22 protein-coding genes are annotated in these 18,215 nt (G+C 61.9%); 11 read left to right on the top strand and 11 right to left on the bottom strand.

The annotated features are described in order from the left end of the window. Positions 1 to 47 precede the first annotated feature (47 nt). Genes flbT through AC1RM7_RS07245 form a run of 3 tightly spaced genes read left to right on the top strand, consistent with a single transcriptional unit; the run spans position 48 to position 1,177 of the window. Positions 48 to 428, top strand: a complete 381-nt coding sequence (gene flbT, locus AC1RM7_RS07255; RefSeq protein WP_024918931.1) for a flagellar biosynthesis repressor FlbT — start codon at positions 48 to 50, stop codon at positions 426 to 428. Positions 429 to 431: 3 nt separating this feature from the next. Next, positions 432 to 791 (top strand): flagellar biosynthesis regulator FlaF, encoded by a 360-nt coding sequence (flaF, locus tag AC1RM7_RS07250; RefSeq protein WP_006021439.1) that lies wholly within the window; start codon positions 432 to 434, stop codon positions 789 to 791. A 20-nt stretch (positions 792 to 811) separates the two neighbouring features. After that, entirely contained in the window at positions 812 to 1,177 is a 366-nt protein-coding gene (locus AC1RM7_RS07245) for a hypothetical protein (RefSeq protein ID WP_006021438.1), read from the top strand. Here AC1RM7_RS07245 and AC1RM7_RS07240 read toward each other — a convergent pair. The 4 genes from AC1RM7_RS07240 to AC1RM7_RS07225 all read right to left on the bottom strand — a co-directional run bounded on the left by AC1RM7_RS07240 (position 1,174) and on the right by AC1RM7_RS07225 (position 3,743). Then, a complete protein-coding gene (locus AC1RM7_RS07240) occupies positions 1,174 to 1,536 on the bottom strand; it encodes a hypothetical protein (RefSeq protein ID WP_024918932.1) in 363 nt (120 codons plus the stop codon). The two genes, AC1RM7_RS07245 and AC1RM7_RS07240, sit on opposite strands and share 4 nt — an antisense overlap. Positions 1,537 to 1,784: 248 nt before the next feature. After that, on the bottom strand, positions 1,785 to 2,273 hold the full coding sequence (locus AC1RM7_RS07235) for a hypothetical protein (RefSeq protein WP_024918933.1): 489 nt from the start codon (positions 2,271 to 2,273) through the stop codon (positions 1,785 to 1,787). Between the two features lie 19 nt (positions 2,274 to 2,292). Further along, positions 2,293 to 2,634 carry a flagellar assembly peptidoglycan hydrolase FlgJ gene (gene flgJ, locus AC1RM7_RS07230; protein WP_006021435.1) on the bottom strand — a complete coding sequence of 114 codons (342 nt, stop codon included), beginning with the start codon at positions 2,632 to 2,634 and terminating at the stop codon, positions 2,293 to 2,295. Continuing rightward, on the bottom strand, positions 2,634 to 3,743 hold the full coding sequence (locus tag AC1RM7_RS07225; RefSeq protein ID WP_006021434.1) for a flagellar basal body P-ring protein FlgI: 1,110 nt from the start codon (positions 3,741 to 3,743) through the stop codon (positions 2,634 to 2,636). The genes flgJ and AC1RM7_RS07225 overlap by 1 nt, the downstream gene beginning before the upstream one ends. A 307-nt stretch (positions 3,744 to 4,050) precedes the next feature. On the opposite strand from AC1RM7_RS07225, the gene AC1RM7_RS07220 reads away from it, so the two are divergent. The 3 genes from AC1RM7_RS07220 to AC1RM7_RS07210 all read left to right on the top strand — a co-directional run bounded on the left by AC1RM7_RS07220 (position 4,051) and on the right by AC1RM7_RS07210 (position 5,404). Next, on the top strand, positions 4,051 to 4,458 hold the full coding sequence (locus tag AC1RM7_RS07220; RefSeq protein ID WP_024918934.1) for a flagellar assembly protein FliX: 408 nt from the start codon (positions 4,051 to 4,053) through the stop codon (positions 4,456 to 4,458). Positions 4,459 to 4,713: 255 nt separating this feature from the next. Further along, complete coding sequence (gene dksA, locus AC1RM7_RS07215; protein WP_006021432.1) at positions 4,714 to 5,079, top strand: RNA polymerase-binding protein DksA; 366 nt, start codon at positions 4,714 to 4,716, stop codon at positions 5,077 to 5,079. Positions 5,080 to 5,206: 127 nt separating this feature from the next. Next, positions 5,207 to 5,404 carry a DUF3551 domain-containing protein gene (locus AC1RM7_RS07210; protein ID WP_034459086.1) on the top strand — a complete coding sequence of 66 codons (198 nt, stop codon included), beginning with the start codon at positions 5,207 to 5,209 and terminating at the stop codon, positions 5,402 to 5,404. Between the two features lie 15 nt (positions 5,405 to 5,419). Here AC1RM7_RS07210 and AC1RM7_RS07205 read toward each other — a convergent pair whose 3' ends face one another. The 7 genes from AC1RM7_RS07205 to flgF all read right to left on the bottom strand — a co-directional run bounded on the left by AC1RM7_RS07205 (position 5,420) and on the right by flgF (position 11,157). Next, positions 5,420 to 6,568, bottom strand: coding sequence for a GGDEF domain-containing protein (locus AC1RM7_RS07205; protein WP_024918935.1), 1,149 nt, complete (start codon positions 6,566 to 6,568; stop codon positions 5,420 to 5,422). Between the two features lie 217 nt (positions 6,569 to 6,785). Continuing rightward, positions 6,786 to 7,028: a hypothetical protein gene (locus tag AC1RM7_RS07200; RefSeq protein ID WP_081758513.1), complete on the bottom strand. Its 243-nt coding sequence runs from the start codon at positions 7,026 to 7,028 to the stop codon at positions 6,786 to 6,788. A 103-nt stretch (positions 7,029 to 7,131) separates the two neighbouring features. After that, complete coding sequence (locus tag AC1RM7_RS07195) at positions 7,132 to 7,425, bottom strand: hypothetical protein (RefSeq protein ID WP_006021428.1); 294 nt, start codon at positions 7,423 to 7,425, stop codon at positions 7,132 to 7,134. A gap of 349 nt (positions 7,426 to 7,774) precedes the next feature. Beyond that, the gene (gene flgH, locus AC1RM7_RS07190) at positions 7,775 to 8,533 is read right to left on the bottom strand and encodes a flagellar basal body L-ring protein FlgH (RefSeq protein WP_024918937.1); all 759 of its coding nucleotides are present in this window, start codon (positions 8,531 to 8,533) and stop codon (positions 7,775 to 7,777) included. A 6-nt stretch (positions 8,534 to 8,539) separates the two neighbouring features. Further along, complete coding sequence (gene flgA, locus AC1RM7_RS07185; RefSeq protein WP_024918938.1) at positions 8,540 to 9,577, bottom strand: flagellar basal body P-ring formation chaperone FlgA; 1,038 nt, start codon at positions 9,575 to 9,577, stop codon at positions 8,540 to 8,542. A gap of 11 nt (positions 9,578 to 9,588) precedes the next feature. Continuing rightward, positions 9,589 to 10,377: a flagellar basal-body rod protein FlgG gene (gene flgG / locus AC1RM7_RS07180; RefSeq protein ID WP_006021425.1), complete on the bottom strand. Its 789-nt coding sequence runs from the start codon at positions 10,375 to 10,377 to the stop codon at positions 9,589 to 9,591. A gap of 12 nt (positions 10,378 to 10,389) precedes the next feature. After that, a complete protein-coding gene (gene flgF, locus AC1RM7_RS07175; RefSeq protein ID WP_024918939.1) occupies positions 10,390 to 11,157 on the bottom strand; it encodes a flagellar basal-body rod protein FlgF in 768 nt (255 codons plus the stop codon). Positions 11,158 to 11,523: 366 nt separating this feature from the next. On the opposite strand from flgF, the gene fliL reads away from it, so the two are divergent. Genes fliL through AC1RM7_RS07150 form a run of 5 tightly spaced genes read left to right on the top strand, consistent with a single transcriptional unit; the run spans position 11,524 to position 18,126 of the window. Continuing rightward, positions 11,524 to 12,009 carry a flagellar basal body-associated protein FliL gene (fliL, locus tag AC1RM7_RS07170; protein WP_024918940.1) on the top strand — a complete coding sequence of 162 codons (486 nt, stop codon included), beginning with the start codon at positions 11,524 to 11,526 and terminating at the stop codon, positions 12,007 to 12,009. 17 nt (positions 12,010 to 12,026) lie between these two features. Next, positions 12,027 to 13,235: a flagellar motor switch protein FliM gene (gene fliM / locus AC1RM7_RS07165; RefSeq protein WP_006021422.1), complete on the top strand. Its 1,209-nt coding sequence runs from the start codon at positions 12,027 to 12,029 to the stop codon at positions 13,233 to 13,235. Then, positions 13,232 to 13,693 (top strand): DUF6468 domain-containing protein, encoded by a 462-nt coding sequence (locus tag AC1RM7_RS07160; RefSeq protein ID WP_024918941.1) that lies wholly within the window; start codon positions 13,232 to 13,234, stop codon positions 13,691 to 13,693. Before fliM ends, AC1RM7_RS07160 begins: the two co-directional genes overlap by 4 nt. Next, the gene (locus AC1RM7_RS07155; RefSeq protein ID WP_006021420.1) at positions 13,690 to 14,454 is read left to right on the top strand and encodes a MotE family protein; all 765 of its coding nucleotides are present in this window, start codon (positions 13,690 to 13,692) and stop codon (positions 14,452 to 14,454) included. Before AC1RM7_RS07160 ends, AC1RM7_RS07155 begins: the two co-directional genes overlap by 4 nt. A 12-nt stretch (positions 14,455 to 14,466) precedes the next feature. Beyond that, positions 14,467 to 18,126, top strand: a complete 3,660-nt coding sequence (locus tag AC1RM7_RS07150; RefSeq protein ID WP_024918942.1) for a hypothetical protein — start codon at positions 14,467 to 14,469, stop codon at positions 18,124 to 18,126. The last annotated feature ends 89 nt before the right edge of the window (positions 18,127 to 18,215 follow it).

Below are 18,215 nucleotides of genomic sequence, written 5' to 3'. Positions count from 1 at the left end.
GTAGCTGGACGCGTTGCGCAACGACGCAGGTTCAAGGGAGATGGAAAGTGGCTCTCAGAGTCGAACTCAAGCCGTTTGAACGCATCGTCATCGGCCAAAGCGTCATCACCAATTCGGAAACGCGTGCGACGTTTCTGATCGATGGTGAGGTGCCGATTCTGCGCGAGAAGGATATTCTGACTGCGGAGACCGCGAACACGCCGGTCAAGCGAATCTATCTCTGCGTTCAGCAGATGTATCTCGAAGACGACATACCGAAATATCAGGATCTCTATCTCGGCTTCGTCAAGGATTTGCTGGAAGCAGTGCCGAGTTTCCGCAGCCACATAGAGGCCGCAAGTAATCTTATTTTAAGCGGTTATCTTTACAAAGCTCTAAGAGAAATCAGGAAACTGATAACTCGCGAAGACGAACTCCTATCGAGGTGATGAATGTCTCACGCTGCCTACGCGCGCACCGCTCAAACGACGGCGTCTCCCCGCGAGATTGAAGCGCAGGCTCTTCTGAAGGCCGCGAACAAGCTTCAGCATGCAATGACGAACTGGGATCATCCCGATACGAATTTCGCCGAGGCGCTGCTTTTCAACCGCAAGCTCTGGGCAATCCTTCTGAGCGCGGTGACCAGCGACGAAAATCCGCAAACCATCGAGGTTCGTCAGAACATTGCCAACATCGGCACGTTCGTCCTGACGCAGACCGCAGAATTGCAGCTCAATCCGCAGCCAGAAAAGCTGAAGTCGCTGATCGACATCAATTGCAATCTGGCGGCTGGCCTGTCCGGCCGCGCCTGACACCAGCGCATGGACGAACGATGGCCGATCTTTTAAGCATCATATCGTCGAACTACGTGGCGGTCGGCTCGAACGTCAACTATTCGAAAGGGCCTTACGTGCCCGTCGATGCCGCCAGCTACGAGGGTAACTGGACCGGCAAGTACGCCAACAACGACACGTTCAGCATTCAGGTCTCCAACGTCATCGGCTTCCGCGCCAAGGCGCGGTATCAGAGCGGCTCGACGGTGAAGTACCAGGACGTCCTGATCAGGGACAACTCGTTCAAGATCGGCGATTCAAAGTTCACGCTGACGAAGCATGGGACGGCGCAGATCAAGACGGTCATGACCACCAACGGCACCCAGACCCTCGAGACCGCCTACGCCCAGCAGAACGGCCGTTAAACCCTCAAATCCGTATTTCTGCGCATGTTTTCCTCACGGGCGAGATCCATTGCCCGCAGATAGGCGCGTGCGCGCAGCCGCGCCTCGTCAGGATACTGGCGGACGACCAGGCTGGTTCTGCTGTCGACGGTGCGATAGACGATCTCGGCCGCGGCGCGATCGATAATCACCTGCTTCGAAAGCCGATCGGTTTCCGCCTGGGGATTGATGCGTGCCTGAACCGAGGGATCCGGCGCCGTAACGGCCTTGTCAGGCGGCAGCTGCGTCTGGACAGCCGTCTTCGCGCCGTTGGATGCCGGCTCGACGTATGTTGCAGAAACCGATGCCCCCACCGGTTTGATGTTGAAATCCGCACTCATGGCAGCCTCTGGCTTCCCCTTGAGTCAAACCCCAACCCTCCAATGCCGATTATGAGTGGAACCGGATGAATCCGGTCCTTATGTTCCCGCGCGGAATTGAATCAAATTATCTGCATTTCGCATCGCGGCGACGTGCGAACGTCATTGCGAGCGAAATGAAGCAATCCAGACGTGCTCCTCACAGGCAGGCGCTGGTGCTTCGCCGCTTACTTCTCGCAATGACGGCGCCGAATATCTAAAAATAATCGCTAAAGCGAGCGGCTGACAGACAGCGGCGTCACCTGACGCGGTCCCGGCGTCGCGCGCTGTCCGCCGGCGGTGTAGCCGTTCGGAAGATTCTTCCGCTGCATTTCGCTGTTGACGCCGCGCACGATGCCCTCGGAGACCGCGTGAGCCGTCGCAAGTACGGTGAGATTGACCTGCAGCATCGCGCGGAACGTGTCGTGATGGCGGTGCAGCGCGGCGAGCAGTTCAGGCGTCGATTGCTTGAGGTAGTCGCGGCTGTGCGCCAGCCGGGAAATCGCGTCGGTGTACTGCCGCGACATCTCGTTCTTTTCGGTCTCCAGCGTCATCGCTTCGCGGATATTGCCGGCGCGGACCAGTTCGGTCTCGCGCTCCACGATCCCGAGCAGGGTGCTCATGATCTGCAGCAGCCCTTCAGCCAGCTTGCGCGCCTCGACCGGCGTCGCTGCCGGCGCGGGAGCCGTGGTTGCTTTGGCATTTTGCTGTTGCGTCATGGGTGCTCTTCCGTTGCGTCTAGCTGGCGCGGTTGGCCTGCTGAAGAATGAGAGTGCGGTAGACGTCGTTGGAAATTCCGACGCCGCCCGCCTGCGCGAAAGACTTGGAGTATTGCTCCGTCATCATCGAGCGCCAGACGCCGGTGCCCGGCGTGTTGCCGTAAGGCCCGTCGCCCTTGATGCCGTTCATCATCTGCGAAAACATCGAGTTGAGAAACACGGCCTCGAAATCCTGCGCCTGGCTCTTGGCTTTCGCCTGTGCCTGCGGCGAAACTTTCGTCAGCGCGTCTTGCAGCGTGAGGTCGGGACGTCCGCCGGTGAAGGTGGTGGGTGCCCGGGTGGTGGTCGGGGTGATGCTCATTACATCACCTCGATGTCGGCCTGGATCGCGCCCGAAGCCTTGATGGCTTGAAGGATGCCGATCAGGTCGCGCGGGCCGATGCCGAGGCCGTTGAGGCCGTCGACCAGTTGTTGCAGCGAGACGCCGTCCTTCACCACCGCGAGTTTCTTGCCGTCCTCCTGAACGCCGACGCGTGTATTCGGTGTGACCACGGTGCGTCCGCGCGAGAATGGCGCGGGCTGGCTGACCTGCGGGCTTTCCGAAATGGAGACGGTAAGATTGCCCTGTGCGACCGCGACGGTGGCGACGCGCACATCGCGGCCCATCACGATGATGCCGGAGCGTTCGTCGATGATGATCTTGGCGCCGAGATCCGGCTCGACCTGCAACTGTTCGATCTCGGTCAGCAGCGCGACCACGTTACCCTTGAACTCCGCCGGAATGCTGAGCTGTACGGTCGAGGGATCGACCGGCTCGGCGGTCTTGGTGCCGAGATAGTCGTTGACCGCGGCGGCAATGCGCTTGGCGGTGGTGAAGTCGCCGTTGCGCAGGGCAAGGCGGACGTTGGGCAGGCGGTTCAGCGCGAACTCGATCTCGCGCTCGATGATCGCGCCGTTGGCGATGCGGCCGACCGTCGGTACGCCCTTGGTGATGCTTGCGGCCGCGCCCTCGGCGGAGAAGCCGCCGATCGCCAGCGATCCCTGTGCGACGGCATAGACGTTGCCGTCGGCGCCGAGCAGGGGGGTGACCAGAAGCGTGCCGCCCTGGAGGCTCTTGGCGTCGCCGAGCGCCGACACCGTGACGTCCATCCGGGTGCCCTGGGTGCCGAAAGCGGGCAGGTTGCCCGTGACCATGACGGCCGCGACGTTGCCGGTGCGGATGGTGGAGCCGCGGATGTTGACGCCCATGCGCTCAAGCATCGCCTGCAGCGACTGCTTGGTGAAAGGGATGTTGTTGAGCGTGTCGCCGGTGCCGTTCAGGCCGACCACGAGACCGTAACCGATCAACTGGTTCTGGCGCACGCCCTCGATGTTCGCGAGATCCTTGATCCGCGATGTCGCCTGGGCCGATGCGCTGAAGGCGGACAGCAGGGCGATCGCCATGCAGGCAGCCTGAAAAATCCGAAACATCCTCTGCTCCCCGCTGAGGTCTCTGCGGTCCGACCCCGTGCTCCCCACGAGGTTAGTCCGCAGTTAACTATGCGAGGGCCGTGCCAGAGCGTGCCGCTCCGTAAGATATTGTTCTGGCTAATGAATTATTGAAGCCGTCAGGTGGCTGTCGGCCGCCCGGAGCGCCGAACTTGCCGTATCCGGCATAAATTGCCGGGTTGTTTACTTCCCGTTAACCATAAATGGCCACTTTGGGGCATGGGGTTCCGCGGACCGGTGTAACAGCAGAGCTGGTGGTCCCGACCTGTTGTCTTGCGAGATAGGCACGATGCGAATCTACGGACCGAATGGAGCCAATCTGACGTCGCCGGCGGCAAACGCGCGGCGCTCAAGCTCGACGTCCTTTTCCCTCGGTGACATCGGCACAACATCGGAAACCCGCCCGGCGGCAGCGCCGCGCGCCACCAGCGGCATCGATGCACTGCTGGCGATGCAGGGTGTTGAAGACTCCACGGAGCGCCGCCGCCGATCGGTGGCGCGGGGCCGGACTGCGCTCGATGTCCTCGATGATCTCAAGATTGGTCTCCTGGCTGGATCGTTCGATTCGACCACGGTCGCCCGCTTGCGCACTGCAGCGGCCGACCTGAAAGCCAGTTCCGGCGACCCCGGACTTGACCAGGTGCTGTCTGAAATCGAGCTGCGGGTGGAAGTCGAACTCGCCAAGGCCGGGCAGTAAGGCGGCTCGAAGGCGGTTCCTTTAGCCCGGAATTCCAGCCATTTCCGCGCCCCGGGCGGGGTGAGGTTCCCTGTGGAAGGCCTTATTTTAGCGCCCTATTCGGGTGCTTTCCGGCCCATCCGCGATATTGTCTGTCACATAGCGTAGCTATATAAGCTGCCGCGCGGACAGGCATTTTCCGTCCGCCTTGCATGTCGACATGGACCGCACTTGGAAAAGTTGAAGAACTACAGGCCCTCTGAAAAAGAGCCTTTCATGAACGAGCGTCAGCGGGAGTATTTCCGCCGGAAGCTGCTCGACTGGAAGGAAGAGATCCTTCGGGAATCGAAGACCACGCTTCAGCAGCTTCAGGAAGAGAACGTCAATCATCCTGATCTTGCCGACCGCGCTTCATCAGAAACCGATCGCGCCATCGAACTTCGCGCGCGCGACCGTCAACGCAAGCTCATCTCCAAGATCGACGCCGCCTTGCAGCGGATCGAGGACAATACCTACGGCTATTGCGAAGAAACCGGCGAGCCGATCTCGCTGAAGCGGCTGGAAGCGCGCCCGATCGCGACGCTGTCGGTCGAGGCGCAGGAGCGCCACGAAAAGCGCGAGAAGGTTTACCGCGACGAATAACGCAACCCGCGTCGCAACCTGTTCATCGATTTAGCCCGGTGGTCGAAAGATCATCGGGCTTTTTCGTTCCGTTTCGGAACAGGAGGGGCCTTCGCGAATTACGCCTAACAACAAAGGGAGGATAATCGTGAAGATACTTTTGATCGCACTGGCGCTGGCGACAGCATCGTTCGCTTTCATCGGTCAGGCCGATGCGCGTGGTTACAGGTACTGCCTGAAGAGTTCGCCTGGCCCCGGCGACTGCAGATACGCAAGCTATCAGCAGTGCAAGGCTTCGGCATCGGGTGTGGGCGGGACCTGCGTGCGCAACTATGGGCGGCGCTGAGCCGGAATTCTCCGGCTATGCGGCAAGGCTGAAGCCGGAGATCTGAACCCGGTTGCGGCCGGAAGCCTTGGCTTCATAGAGTGCAGCATCTGCTCTGCTGAGCAACGCCTGAAGCGTCTCCGGCTCCGCCGAACGGATTGCGATTCCTGCACTGACCGTTGCCCGGACCGGCCCATTCTCCGTGTGAACGATCGTTGCTTCAATTTGCGATCGGATGCGGTCTGCAACAGCGGCCGAAGCCTTCGGACTGGAGTCCGGCATGATGATGCAAAATTCTTCGCCGCCCATCCGCCCGGCAAGATCGTTCGCGCGGATGTTCGCGTGGATCACGTTGGCGAACGCCATCAGAATCCGGTCGCCGGAATCATGTCCGAAGCGGTCGTTGATCGTCTTGAAGTAATCCAGATCCATCATCACGACCGCGGTGCCGGCTGGAGCGGTCCCCATCCGGCCGTCGAATAATGCGCGCCGGTTGAGAAGGCCGGTCAGCGCGTCTCTCATTGCGTCCGACTTGTGGCCGTTCGCGATCCGCATCTGATTGAGGGTGAGGGAGAGTGCCCCGATACCTGTCAGCCCGGCGATCGCCATGATCGAGTTAAACTCCTCGGCCCAGTTTGAAGGCCGTGACGTCAGCACGATCTGACCCTGCTCGGCGAGGGCGTAACCGCATGCGATGAAGGACGCCGCTGTGGCGACACAGCATATGGTGTTCGCCGTCATCAGGAGCGGGGATTCGGCGCGCGCCAGCCAGTAATGACGCGCAATCAATAGAAGAAGCGCGCCAATCGCGATGTTGCCGATCATCGTTCCGATACCGGAGTACCCCAGCGCGAAGGCTGCCGATGTCGAGATGAAAGCAAGCGCGACGGATACGGTTGTCGACGTCCAGTTGCTCCGGCCCGTGCAAAACCTGGCGCAGCCCGCGTGAAGCAATCCAAATCCCGCGATCAGGAACAGGAAGGATGTCAGCAGAAGTCCCGAATTGTACTTATCAACGACAGCGCCGAAGACAACGACGCCGGCGACGATGAGTGCAAGTCCGATCGACCAGATCAACAGATGGGTCTCGGATCGTCCGATCGCCCACATCATGAGGAACGTGATGCCGAGCGATGCGCCCGAAAAGCCGATGGCGACGAGGACGGATAGCTGATCGAGAAACATGACGCGTCCGCGGGTGAATCCTGGCCCCTAGATAGGTCAATGATCGTTACCTAACCAACGACGGCGGCGTCATTCGCTCCTCAGGGTGATCAAATGGTTACTCTGTTCAATCAAAGGATCGAAGTACCTCTTGCGCCGAGAAAGCCAGAGGCACGCACAAAGAAAAATGACCCCGTGAGGGGCCATTTCCTTGCTGTCCGATCGGTGATGTATCGAATCAGCGATAGTCATGATGATGGTGGTGGCCACGCTTGATGACGATCACCTTCTTGTCGTGGCCGCGATGCCATCCATGATGGCGATGCATTTCGGCGCGCGCGCCGCGATATTCACCGTGATGATGACCACGATGCATTCCACGATCGCCGGTCTTGACGACAACGGTCTGCGCGCTGGCGATCGACGGGACTGCGATGGCGAGCGCCGCAACAGCCGCAACAACAAAACCAAACTTCTTCATATCTTTCTCTCCTTTGAATAAAGCGAGAGTAGAACAGAAGCAGCAGGCTATCGTTCCGTGTGTTTCGCCGGTATTTTTATGAACCGCTGTTCATGCGCGGCCGCTAGGCCAGGGTATGTACGATGACGGGTCCGGCGACGGCGGTGGCCGGTCCAGTGAGCAACGGCGCAAGACTCTGCTCGATCCATGCAAGTCCGCGCCTGTTCGACTCTTCCGCGCCCGCGAAATTGTTGAAGATGCTGATCGCCGTCACCGTGTCGTCCGGCGCATAGATCACATAGTAAGCGATGAAGCCTTCGACATCGCTGATGATCGGGATCGCGCCTTCCTTGATCGTGCGTGCGAGTTCCTCGGCCATGCCGGCTTTTGCCTTTCCCTGACGAATAGCGGCGTACATGACACCCTCCTTCACCGGTCGGCTGCTCAAGGTTGCGAACGCTGCGACGTTGCATCGCGCCCATTCAGAGGCGGCCGAGCAGCAGGACTTTCCGCGCTGAAGGGTACGCAGTTTGCGCGGATGGAAATTATCACTTCCGTCGCCCTCTGAACACGGTGAATGTTTGCCCAAACGATCACGGCTCTCATCAGGGGAGCTGATGAGAGCCGCGTCGTGAACACCTTGCTGCGCCTAGGTTCGCCGCCGGGTGTGGGAGCTGGGAGAGAGACGGTGGGAGCCGTCCCTTATCGAAGTGACATCATCCTTTCCGGAAATCGGGCCTGTCTTGAATTGCGCCTCGGTGTGGCGGTTAGAACGGCAGCAGAATATCGAAGGCCTGCTGGCCGTAGCGAGCTTGCTGCACATCGGTGAGCTGGCCGCGGCCGCCGTAGGCGATGCGGGCCTGCGCGATCTTGCTGGAGTCGATGGTGTTGTCGCTCTGGATATCCTCAGGGCGCACGATGCCCGCCACGACCAGTTCGCGGACTTCGAAGTTGACGCGGATTTCCTGTTTGCCTTCGACCACAAGGTTGCCGTTCGGCAGCAACTGAGTCACGACGGCGGCGACGTTGGTCTGCAATGCTTCCTGCCGGTTCACCGAGCCCTTGCCGTCGCTGGACGAGGTGGAGTCCGCGGTCAGCATCCGGCCCGGAGGGATCGCGGCATTGGTGCCGGGAATCTTGTTGATGCCGAAGAAACTGGTGACGCCGGAATTTTCCGAGTTGGTGCGGCTGCGCTGGGTCTCGTTGGCGATATTGGCCTTGTCTGTAATGTTGACCTGCACCGTGAGGATGTCGCCGATCTGGTGCGCGCGCTGATCTTTGAAGAAGGCGCGCGATCCGTTCCGCCACAGCGAGTTCGGATTGAACGACGCCGGCTGCGGCGCGGGCATCGGCATCGACACCGGTTTGTAGCCCGCCTGCGTGGTCGGATTGTCGATCGCCGAGAGTTTCGGCTTTTCACCGATCGCCGCGAGACGATCGAGGGACGAACAGCCGCTGGCCATGGTGCCGAGTGCCAGCAGGCTGCCGGCGACTATGAGGCGATTGAACACGTGGGACTTGGACATGACTGATTACTCGGCTTTTCTGGATTCGGGTGCGGGAGCGGCAGGTGGCTCGCTGTTCGAAAGTGCTGCGGTGGTAAGGCGAGGGCCGGGGGCGGTGATGGTGACCTGACCGGGGCCGGTCACAACGCCCTGGACGGTGCGTTTCGATTGCAGGTTGACGATGTTGACGATGTCGCCTTCGGTGCCGCTGTCGAGCGCTTTGCCGCGGCCGGTGAGATAGAGGCCCGGTGCTTCGTAGATCAGCATGACGCCCTGATCGCGCGAGACCAGATCCGGCTTTCCGAGGTCCGCCGCTTTCAGCGCCTGTCCGGCGCGCATCTGCTTGCGGGCCTGCATGCCGACCGAACGGTCGCGGTTGATCACGTCGTTTCCGATTTCAGTCTTTGGCCGCCGCTCGACCACCACGTCCGATGATCGCAGGATCTCGTTGCGCTCCACCGCGCGGGTCAGCACGGCTGCTTCGATGGTTTCGACCGCGGTGCCGATGAAGCGCAGCTTGGTCGGATTGTAGGTGACGTCGTTGGGAATCTCGAAGGTGATGTCGAAGCGTCCGTTGCGCGGGTCGAACCGCACGATGGTCGCGCGCATGTCGCCGGTATGGGCGGCGTCGAGCTGCAATTCGCGCAGGTCACGCTCGAATGTGACGGAGATGTTGGCGGCGTCGCCGAGGCCGTTGCGCCGTTCCAGCACGCGGGCGATCTGCTGTTCGATCTCTTTCGAGACGAGGGTGCGCGAAGAGCGGGTGATCGACACTTCGCGAAGGTCGCGGGTATCGACGCCGATCACCTGATGCGTGCGCAGCGCGGTCAGGAGCTGCGCGACGGGCAGCGATCCGGTGGTGCCGAGATCGGGCGCACGGAAGATCGCGATCTGCGCGGCGCTGCCGGCGTTCTCTACGATGTCGCCGATGCGGACAATGTCGCTGCTCACCGTCACGCTGGCGCGCAGCGACGGCTGCGCAAGCGTGTCCTGCTCCGACTGCGCCAGCACGGCGCCGGACGTTGCGGCGAGGAGGGCGGCGGCGATGACGAATGAACGCAACATCACTCTCTCCCTTAGCGGAACATGCCGGTGGTGGATTGCATCATCTGATCTGCGGCGCTGACGACCTTGGCGTTCATCTCATAGGCGCGCTGCGCGGCGATCAGGTCGGAGATTTCCGAAACCACCTCGACGTTGGCCGATTCAAGATTGCGCTGCTGCATGTCGCCGAAGCCGTCGGCATTGGCGAGGCCGTCCTGCGGCGGGCCGGAAGCCGGCGTGTCGGTGAACAGGTTATCGCCGATCGATTGCAGGCCGGCCTTGTTGATGAAGCGGGTCAGACCGATCTGGCCGACCACGGTGGGCGTGGTCGAGCCCGGCGTCATGACCGACACCTGGCCCTGCTGGTTGATGGTGAGCTGCGATGAATTCTGCGGGATCGTGATGGTCGGCTGCACCGGGTTGCCCTGTGCCGTTACCACTCGGCCCTGGCCGTCGGTCGTGAACGAGCCGTCCCGCGTGTAGGTGTAGGTGCCGTCGGTCATCTGGATCTTGAAGTAACCCTCGCCGCGGATGGCGATATCGAGATCGCCGCCGGTCGGATTGAGCGTGCCCTGTGTCATCAGGCGCGGCGTGCCGACGGTCTTGACGCCGCCGCCGATATCGATGCCGACCGGAAGGATGGTGCCCTGATCCGACGCCTGCGCGCCGACGCGCTTGACGTGTTCGTAGATGAGATCCTGGAACTGCGCGCGCTGCTTCTTGTAGCCGGTGGTGCGCAGGTTCGCGATGTTGTTGGAAATGACCTGGACGTTGAGCTCCTGAGCCGCCATCCCGGTCGCTGCTGTGTAAAGTGCGCGCATGGATCAGTTTCCTTATGCCGGAACGTCGGCGAGTGTCTGGAGTGCGGTTTTGCGGAGGTCATTCTGCTGCTGCATCAGCGAGGCGACCGACTGATAGGTGCGCATGACTTCCATCATGCGGGTCATTTCAGCCACGGCGCTGACATTGGACTTCTCGACGAAGCCCTGATTGAAGCGCGAGGCGAGGTCAGGCTGGGCCACGGTGCCGGCCGGCGCCGAATACAGGTTCGCGCCTTCCTTCTGGAGCTGCTGCGGATTGTCGAACTTCACCAGCTTGAGCTTGCCGCGAATGGAGTCGAACTGGGTCACGATGCCTTCGCGCACCGTGACCGTGCCTTCGCTCGAGATCACGATCTCCTTGTCAGTCGGCTGGAACACGATCGGACCGTTGGTGCCAAGCACGATGTTGCCGCCGGTGGTGACAAGCTGGCCCTGGGCGTTGATCTGGAACGAGCCGTCGCGGGTGTAGCGCTCGCCCTGCGGGGTCTGCACCGCGATGAAGCCCTTGCCGTCGATCGAGACGTCGAGCGGGTTGCCGGTCTTCTCAGCAGGACCTTGCGTGAAATCGTGATAGGCGGTGCGGTCCTGGACGAAGCTGACGCGGCGGTCGCGAACCGAGAAGTTGTCCTCGTGCGCGCCCGTGTTCAGGTATTCCTCGAACAGCGACTTGTTGGCCTTGAAACCATTGGTGTTGGTGTTGGCCACATTGTTGGCAATGATGTCGATCTGCCGCTCAAGCGACATCTGCCGCGACAAAGCGACGAGAAGCGTATTCTCCATCGGCCAATCTCCCCTTGTTGAGCCGCGCCGTGCCTCTCCCAAGGCGTGACGCGGATCGTGCGAACCGTTGAGGCTCTCCCAAGCCGCGGTTCATCGCTTACAATGCGAGAGGTGTGCCAACTCAAAAATACAAGTAATTTCAATTTGTTATTGATTTGGGGCGCCGCGGGGAGTCGGCAATAACCTCTTGTTGACCATGTTGCCCCGGCAAAATTTTCCCACCTGGAGAGCAAAAGAAAGATTTCGTTAACCATTGCGTCCGTACGGTGCTCAAACAGGGCGCTCACGCGCCGGCGGCCTTTGTATCGCGTCATTTAAAGCCAGTTCGGCAGCATCGAGCCCATCCCAGGACTGCGGGCGGGGGCAATGGCAGACGACGATCAGGTGGAGGAGGGCGCGGAAACCGCGGCTCCGAAGAGCAAACGCAAACTCATTATGATTGGCGGCGCCGCGGTGGTGGTGCTCCTGCTGGCCGGGGGTGGCTGGTTCTTCTTTATGGGCGGACACGGCAAGGAGGAGCACGCGGCTGCTCCGCCGCCGAAGCCGCCGGTGTTCCTCGATGTGCCCGAGGTCCTGGTCAATCTCGCGAACGCGCCGGGCGAGCGGGTTCAGTATCTCAAGGTCAAGGTCGTGCTCGAGGTCAAGGATCAGCCCTTGGTGGCGCAGATCCAGCCGACCATGCCGCGCGTGATGGACCTGTTTCAGACCTATATGCGCGAACTGCGTCCGACCGATCTCAACGGATCGATCGGATTGTTTCGCCTGAAGGAAGAGCTGACGCGCCGCGTCAACGCTGCGATCTCGCCCAGTCAGGTGAACGCTGTGCTGTTCAAGGAAATCGTCGTTCAGTGACGGACGGAAGTTGAATCATGTCTCCGGGCGATAACAATGATGTCGATCAGGATGCGCTAGCCGCCGAATGGGAAGGCGCGCTGGATTCTGAAGACCCGGCCGCGGCTGCGGCTGAGGCGGAAGCCAACACGCTTACCGAAACCATGGCCGAGCAGTGGGCCGCCATGGTCGACGACGGCAGCCGCAATCTTGAAATCGGCAAGGCCGGTGGCGAGCGCGTCCTGTCGCAGGAAGAAATCGACAACCTGCTCGGTTTCAGCGACGGCGAGCTCAATATCGACGAGAACTCCGGCATTCGCGCCATCATCGATTCCGCGATGGTGTCTTACGAGCGCCTTCCGATGCTCGAAATCGTGTTCGACCGCCTGGTGCGGCTGATGACGACGAGCCTGCGCAATTTCACCTCCGACAACGTCGAAGTCTCGCTGGACCGCATCACGTCGGTGCGTTTCGGCGACTATCTCAATTCGATCCCGCTGCCCTGCGTGCTCTCGGTGTTCAAAGCCGAGGAGTGGGAGAACTTCGGCCTGTTCACCGTCGATTCGAGCCTGATCTATTCGATCATCGACGTGCTGCTCGGCGGCCGCCGCGGACAGCCATCGCTGCGCATTGAAGGCCGTCCCTACACCACGATCGAAACCAATCTCGTCAAGCGCCTTGTCGAAGTCGTGCTCGCGGATGCCGAGCAGGCGTTCCGGCCGCTCTCGCCCGTGACCTTCACCATCGACCGGCTTGAGACCAATCCCCGCTTTGCCGCCATCAGCCGGCCCGCCAACGCCGCCATCCTGGTCCGCCTGCGGATCGACATGGAAGACCGCGGCGGCAATATCGAGCTTCTGCTGCCTTACGCCACCATCGAGCCCATCCGCGACGTGCTGTTGCAGATGTTCATGGGTGAAAAGTTCGGCCGTGATCCGATCTGGGAAGGCCATCTGGCCACCGAGATCGCGCGGGCGGAAATCGCCGTCGATGCCGTGCTGTACGAAGCCAACATTCCGCTGAAGCAACTGATGATGCTGAAGGTCGGCGACACCCTGCCGCTCAACGTTCGTCCCGATGCGCTGGTCACCGTCCGCTGCGGCGACGTGCCGCTCAGCGAGGGCCGGATGGGACGCGTCGGCGACCGTGTCGCCATCCGCGTCACCAAGCCGCTGCGCAAGCCGCACACAACTTACGCGATGTTTGAGAAGCAAGACGAGCAAACCAAACTGATGGAGGCACAATGAGTCACTCATTCGGACTGGTGATCGAGAGCCTGGTCGCGGTGCTGCTTCTGCTCACGATCGGCTATTGCATGCTGCTGAACCGGCGGCTCAAGCGGCTCCGGGCCGACGAGCAGTCGATGCGCGGCATGATCGCCGAACTGATTACGGCAACCGAAATCGCCGAACGCGCGATCGGGGGCCTGAAGGTGACTGTGCGCGAATGCGACGAAAACCTCGGGGCGCAACTGAACGCTGGAACTGCGCTGTCAGCAAAGCTCAGCAAGCAGGTGATGGCCGGCGAGGCGATCCTCAACCGTTTGACGCAGATCGCGCTCGCGGCACGGCCCTCCACCCCTGAGCCGGAAACCGAGGCGGAAGCCGAGGCACCCGCGGCGCACAAGCCGTCGAATGCGAAGACCCTGCTCGCCGCCGCCCAGGCGTTCTCCGAACGGCGAAAGGCCACTGGTCTGGCTGCATGAAAGCGCTTCTTCGCGATATCCGGATCATTCCGATACTGCTGATCGCGACCTGTTGTCTGGTCGTGCTCAAGGTATCGGGCCTGCTTCTCGACGGCGGATACATTCTGAACGACACGCCGAAGCCGAAGTCATGGGCGCAGGACACGTTCAACTTCCCGTCGCCGGGCAAGATCGATGCGTCGGACATCACCGGCTCGGTCGCAGCCAAGAAGGAAGAGAAGCCGGTGGTGGCGGCTCCGGAAGCCGCGCCGATCCCGGATGGCAAGGTGGTCTATCCCGATCCGAACCGCGCGGTGACGGCGTCTGAACGAGCGGTTCTCGAAAGCCTTCAGTCACGGCGGCAGGAGATTGAAGCTCGCGCACGCGAAATCGAGATCCGGGAAAGCCTGATGAAGTCCGCCGAAAAGCGGATCGAAGGCAAGATCGAGGAGATGAAGGCGACCGAGGCGCGGGTGTCCGTTGCCGGACAGCAAAAGAGCGAGGTGGAGGCGGCACGGTTCAAGGGGCTCGTGACGATGTACGAGTCCATGAAGCCGAAGGACGCCGCGAAGGTGTTCGACCGGCTCGAACTGTCGGTGCTGTTCGAGATCGCTTCGCAAATTGCGCCACGCAAGATGTCCGACATCATGGGGCAGATGCAGCCGGAAGCCGCCGAGCGGCTGACGGTCGAAATGGCACGCCGCGCGACTGGAGATAAAATGTCATCCGCGAACGACTTGCCCAAGATCGAGGGCAGGCCGCAAGCGCAAGGCCGTAACTGAGGCGTGTTGGGAATGTCCTGCAAGGCCGCCGGCATATACAAGCCCGTCCGCAAGTCCGGCTCGAAAGCCCGGTCTTTCGCGGACAGGCTTCGTCGCGGCCTGCGGCCATCGGCGTTTGCGCTGGCTGTCCTGTTGTCCTGCCTTTCCATCGCTGCGGAAGCCGCTCCGGCTGATCCTGTGAAAGGCGAGGCGACGCTGACGGCGCAGCCCGGCTACGCGCGCCTGATTCTCAAGTTCAAGGAAGACGTTCCGACCGAGGTCATTGTCGCGGGCGCGATCCTGGTCATTCAGTTCAAGAACTCCGTCGATGTTCCCATCGATCTTCTGGCGGATTCCGCGCCAGCCTATGTCGGATCGGTTCGCCGCGATCCTGACGGGACCGCGATCCGCATGGCGCTGACGCAGAAAGTCAGCGTCAATGTGATGACCGCGGGCGAGCGCGTGTTCATCGACCTGTTGCCCGAGAAATGGGTCGGCCTTCCGCCGGCATTGCCGGCCGAGGTCGTGAAAGAACTGTCCGAGCGCGCGCTGGCAGCGGAACGGGCGCTGCGGATTCAGAAGATCGCCGATGAGGCGAAGAAGCGCCCGCCGGTTCGCGTGCGGGCATCGGTTCAGCCGACCTTCGTCCGGTTTGTCTTCGAGATGCCCGATGGCGTGAATGTGTCATCGTCGCTGGGAACGGAAAAGTTCACGCTGTCGTTCACAGCGCCGCTGGTCTTCGATCTCGCGGACGCCAAGATCGCGATGCCCGCGAACATCACCTCGATCAATCAGAAGATCGACGGCGAGGCGTCGCGCGTCGATATTGCGCTGGTCGGCGAGGCGGATATTCATTCGTTCCGCGAGGACAAGAACTACGTCGTCGATGTTGCTTTCGAGCCGTCGCAGAAGCCGCAAACCGTTTCGCCGGCGAAATCCTCTGTCCCCGGTGACAAGGCGAGCGAGTTCGCGCAGCCGACGTCCGAACAGATCGCGCGGCTGATGAAACCGGACGCCAAGCCGTCCGAGATAAAGCCGCCCGAGGTCAAACAGCCGGACGTCAAGCCAGTCGACGCCAAGCCGCCTGCGCCATCGCCCGAGGCCAAGACGGAGGCGGTGATCGCAAAGCCGGAGCCCGCCGCGCCAGCGCCGACTCCGGCTGTGGTCGCGGAAGCGCCCGCGCCAGTGAAGGTGCCGCCGGTGGCTTCGCCGCCCGCCGTGAAGGCACCGCCGCCCGAAGTCGCGACGGCCAAACCCGCAGCCGGGGTGACGGTTGAGGCAAGACTGACCAGTGACGATCTCCGTCTGACATTTCCGTTCAGCACTCCCACCGCCGCGGCGGTGTTTCGCCGTTCGGACTCGATCTGGCTGGTGTTCGACACCGATCAGGCGATCGATACCGGTGCTGTCCGCCGTGACGGCGGATGGATTGTCGCCGACGTGGAGCCGGTCGATCTGCCGAAGGGCCGCGCGCTGCGGATCCGCCTGAACCGTCCGCAGCTCGCAAACCTGATCGGAGACGAGCGCGCATGGACCCTCGTGCTTGCCGACAAGGCGCTGCCGCCGCAACAGCCGCTGATCGCCACGCGCAACATGGCTGATCCGGGCCGCGCCAGCGTCAGCGTCAGCCTCGCGAAGCCCGGACAGCTTCATCGCCTGAACGATCCTGATGCCGGCGATCTCCTGCTGGTGATGACCGCCGGTGCGCCGGCGCGCGGCTTCATCAAGCGCCAGGACTTCGTTGAATTCTCGCTGCTGGAATCGATCCACGGCGTCGTCATCCAGCAGAAGTCCGACGACATCACTGCGGGCATATCCTCCGACACCCTGACCCTGACCCGGCCCGGAGGATTGACGCTATCGACCGCGACATCCGCGCCGGAGCGCGCCGCGTCGCTGATCCGCCCGGTCTTCGATGTCACCGAATGGCGCGACTATCAGAACGCCGAGTTCATCCCGACGCGCAACAAATTTCTGACCAAGGCCGCGCAGGCAACCGGAACGGCGCGCTTGCCGGTCCATGTCGATCTGGCGCGGTTCTATCTCGCGCGCGGGATGTATCCCGAAGCAAAGGGCGTTCTCGACCTGGCGTTTTCCGAGATCAAACCGGGCGAGGAAGACGCGCCGTCACTGACCGTTCACGCGGTCGCCAGCACGCTGGCGGGACGTCCTGCACTTGCGATGGCCGACCTCAACAATCCCTTGGTGACGGCGAATGTCGATTCCCAGCTATGGAAGGCGCTCGCGCTGGCGCGGCAGGAAAAATGGGCCGAGGCACGCGAGAAGTTCAAGAACGTCGAGTTCGCCATCACGGCGCTGCCGCTCGATCTGCAGCGGATCGTGATCGCGGATGCGTTTCGCGCGTCGCTGGAGGTGAGGGATTATCCGGGCGCAGGGGTGCGGAGTAACGATCTGGATGTTGTCGGCGTCGGTCCCGAGCAGACAGCGGCGATCGCTCTGCTTCGCGGACGGCTCGCCGAAGCGCTTAGCCGCGATCAGGATGCGCTGGCTGCGTTCCAGGCGGCCGCAGGATCAGCGGATCGCCCGTCCGCGGTCGAGGCGCAGGTCCGCCAGATTGCACTGCGCCAGAAGCGTAGCGAGATCAGCGATGATGACGCGCTTCGCGACCTTGAAGCCATTTCAGTCACCTGGCGCGGCGATTCCATCGAGGTGAAGACGCTGGAAATGCTGAGCCGGCTCTACGCGGCCAAGGGGCGCTATCAGGAGGCCTTCAGCGCCGTGCGCACGGCGACCATGCTGCAACCGAACTCCGAAGCGTCGCGGAAGATGCAGGACGATGCGTCGGCGATGTTCGAACAGATCTACAACGGCGCCAGGGGGGACGACCTTCCGCCTGTCGAAGCCCTTGCGATGTTCTACGAGTTTCGCGATCTGACGCCGATCGGCCGCCGCGGTGACGAGATGATCCGGCGTCTGGCGGATCGTCTTGTCGCGGTCGATCTGCTGGAGCAGGCGGGCGAACTGCTGCAATACCAGATCGATCACCGGCTTGAAGGTTCGGCCCGCGCGCAGGTCGCCTCACGGCTGGCGATGGTCTATCTGATGAACCGCAAGCCCGAGCGCGCTATTACCGCGCTGCGCACCACGCGAATCGCCGATCTGGCCGGCGAGATTCGCCAGCAGCGCCTGCTGCTCGAGGCGCGGGCGCAGAGCGACATCGGCCGACACGATCTGGCGCTCGACATCATCTCGAACGTCGGCGGCCGTGAAGCGGTCCGGCTGCGGTCGGATATTTACTGGGCTTCGCGGCGCTGGCGCGAATCCGCCGAACAGATCGAATTGCTCTATGGCGATCGCTGGCGCGATTTCCAGCCGCTGTCGCCCACCGAGAAGAGCGACGTCATTCGCGCCGTGATCGGTTATGCGCTGGCGGAGGATGCCATCGGCCTTGCCCGGTTCCGCGAGAAGTACAGTCCGAAGATGGACGGCGGCGACCGCGCGGCCTTTGACGTGGCATCGCAGCCGGCGACGGCGAACAGCGCCGACTTTGCCCGGATTGCGAAAATGGCGGCGACCATCGACACGCTCGATGGCTTCCTGCGCGAGATGAAGGCCCGTTTTCCCGACGCCATGGCGCGCGCCAAGCTGCCGCCGGAAATCAAGGCCGATCCGAATCCGACGGGCAGTCTGCCCGAGATCACTGGATTGAAACGGGTGAAGTCTGGGCGGTGATTGTTATCTCGTCATTGCGAGTGAGGCGAAGCAATCCACTCTTCCCAGGAACAAATCCCAAGAACAAAAGCTGCATTGCTTCGTCGCTG

The sequence above is a fragment of the Afipia sp. GW822-FHT03D08 genome (assembly GCF_058801645.1).
This window is presented reverse-complemented; position numbering and strand designations above follow the sequence as displayed.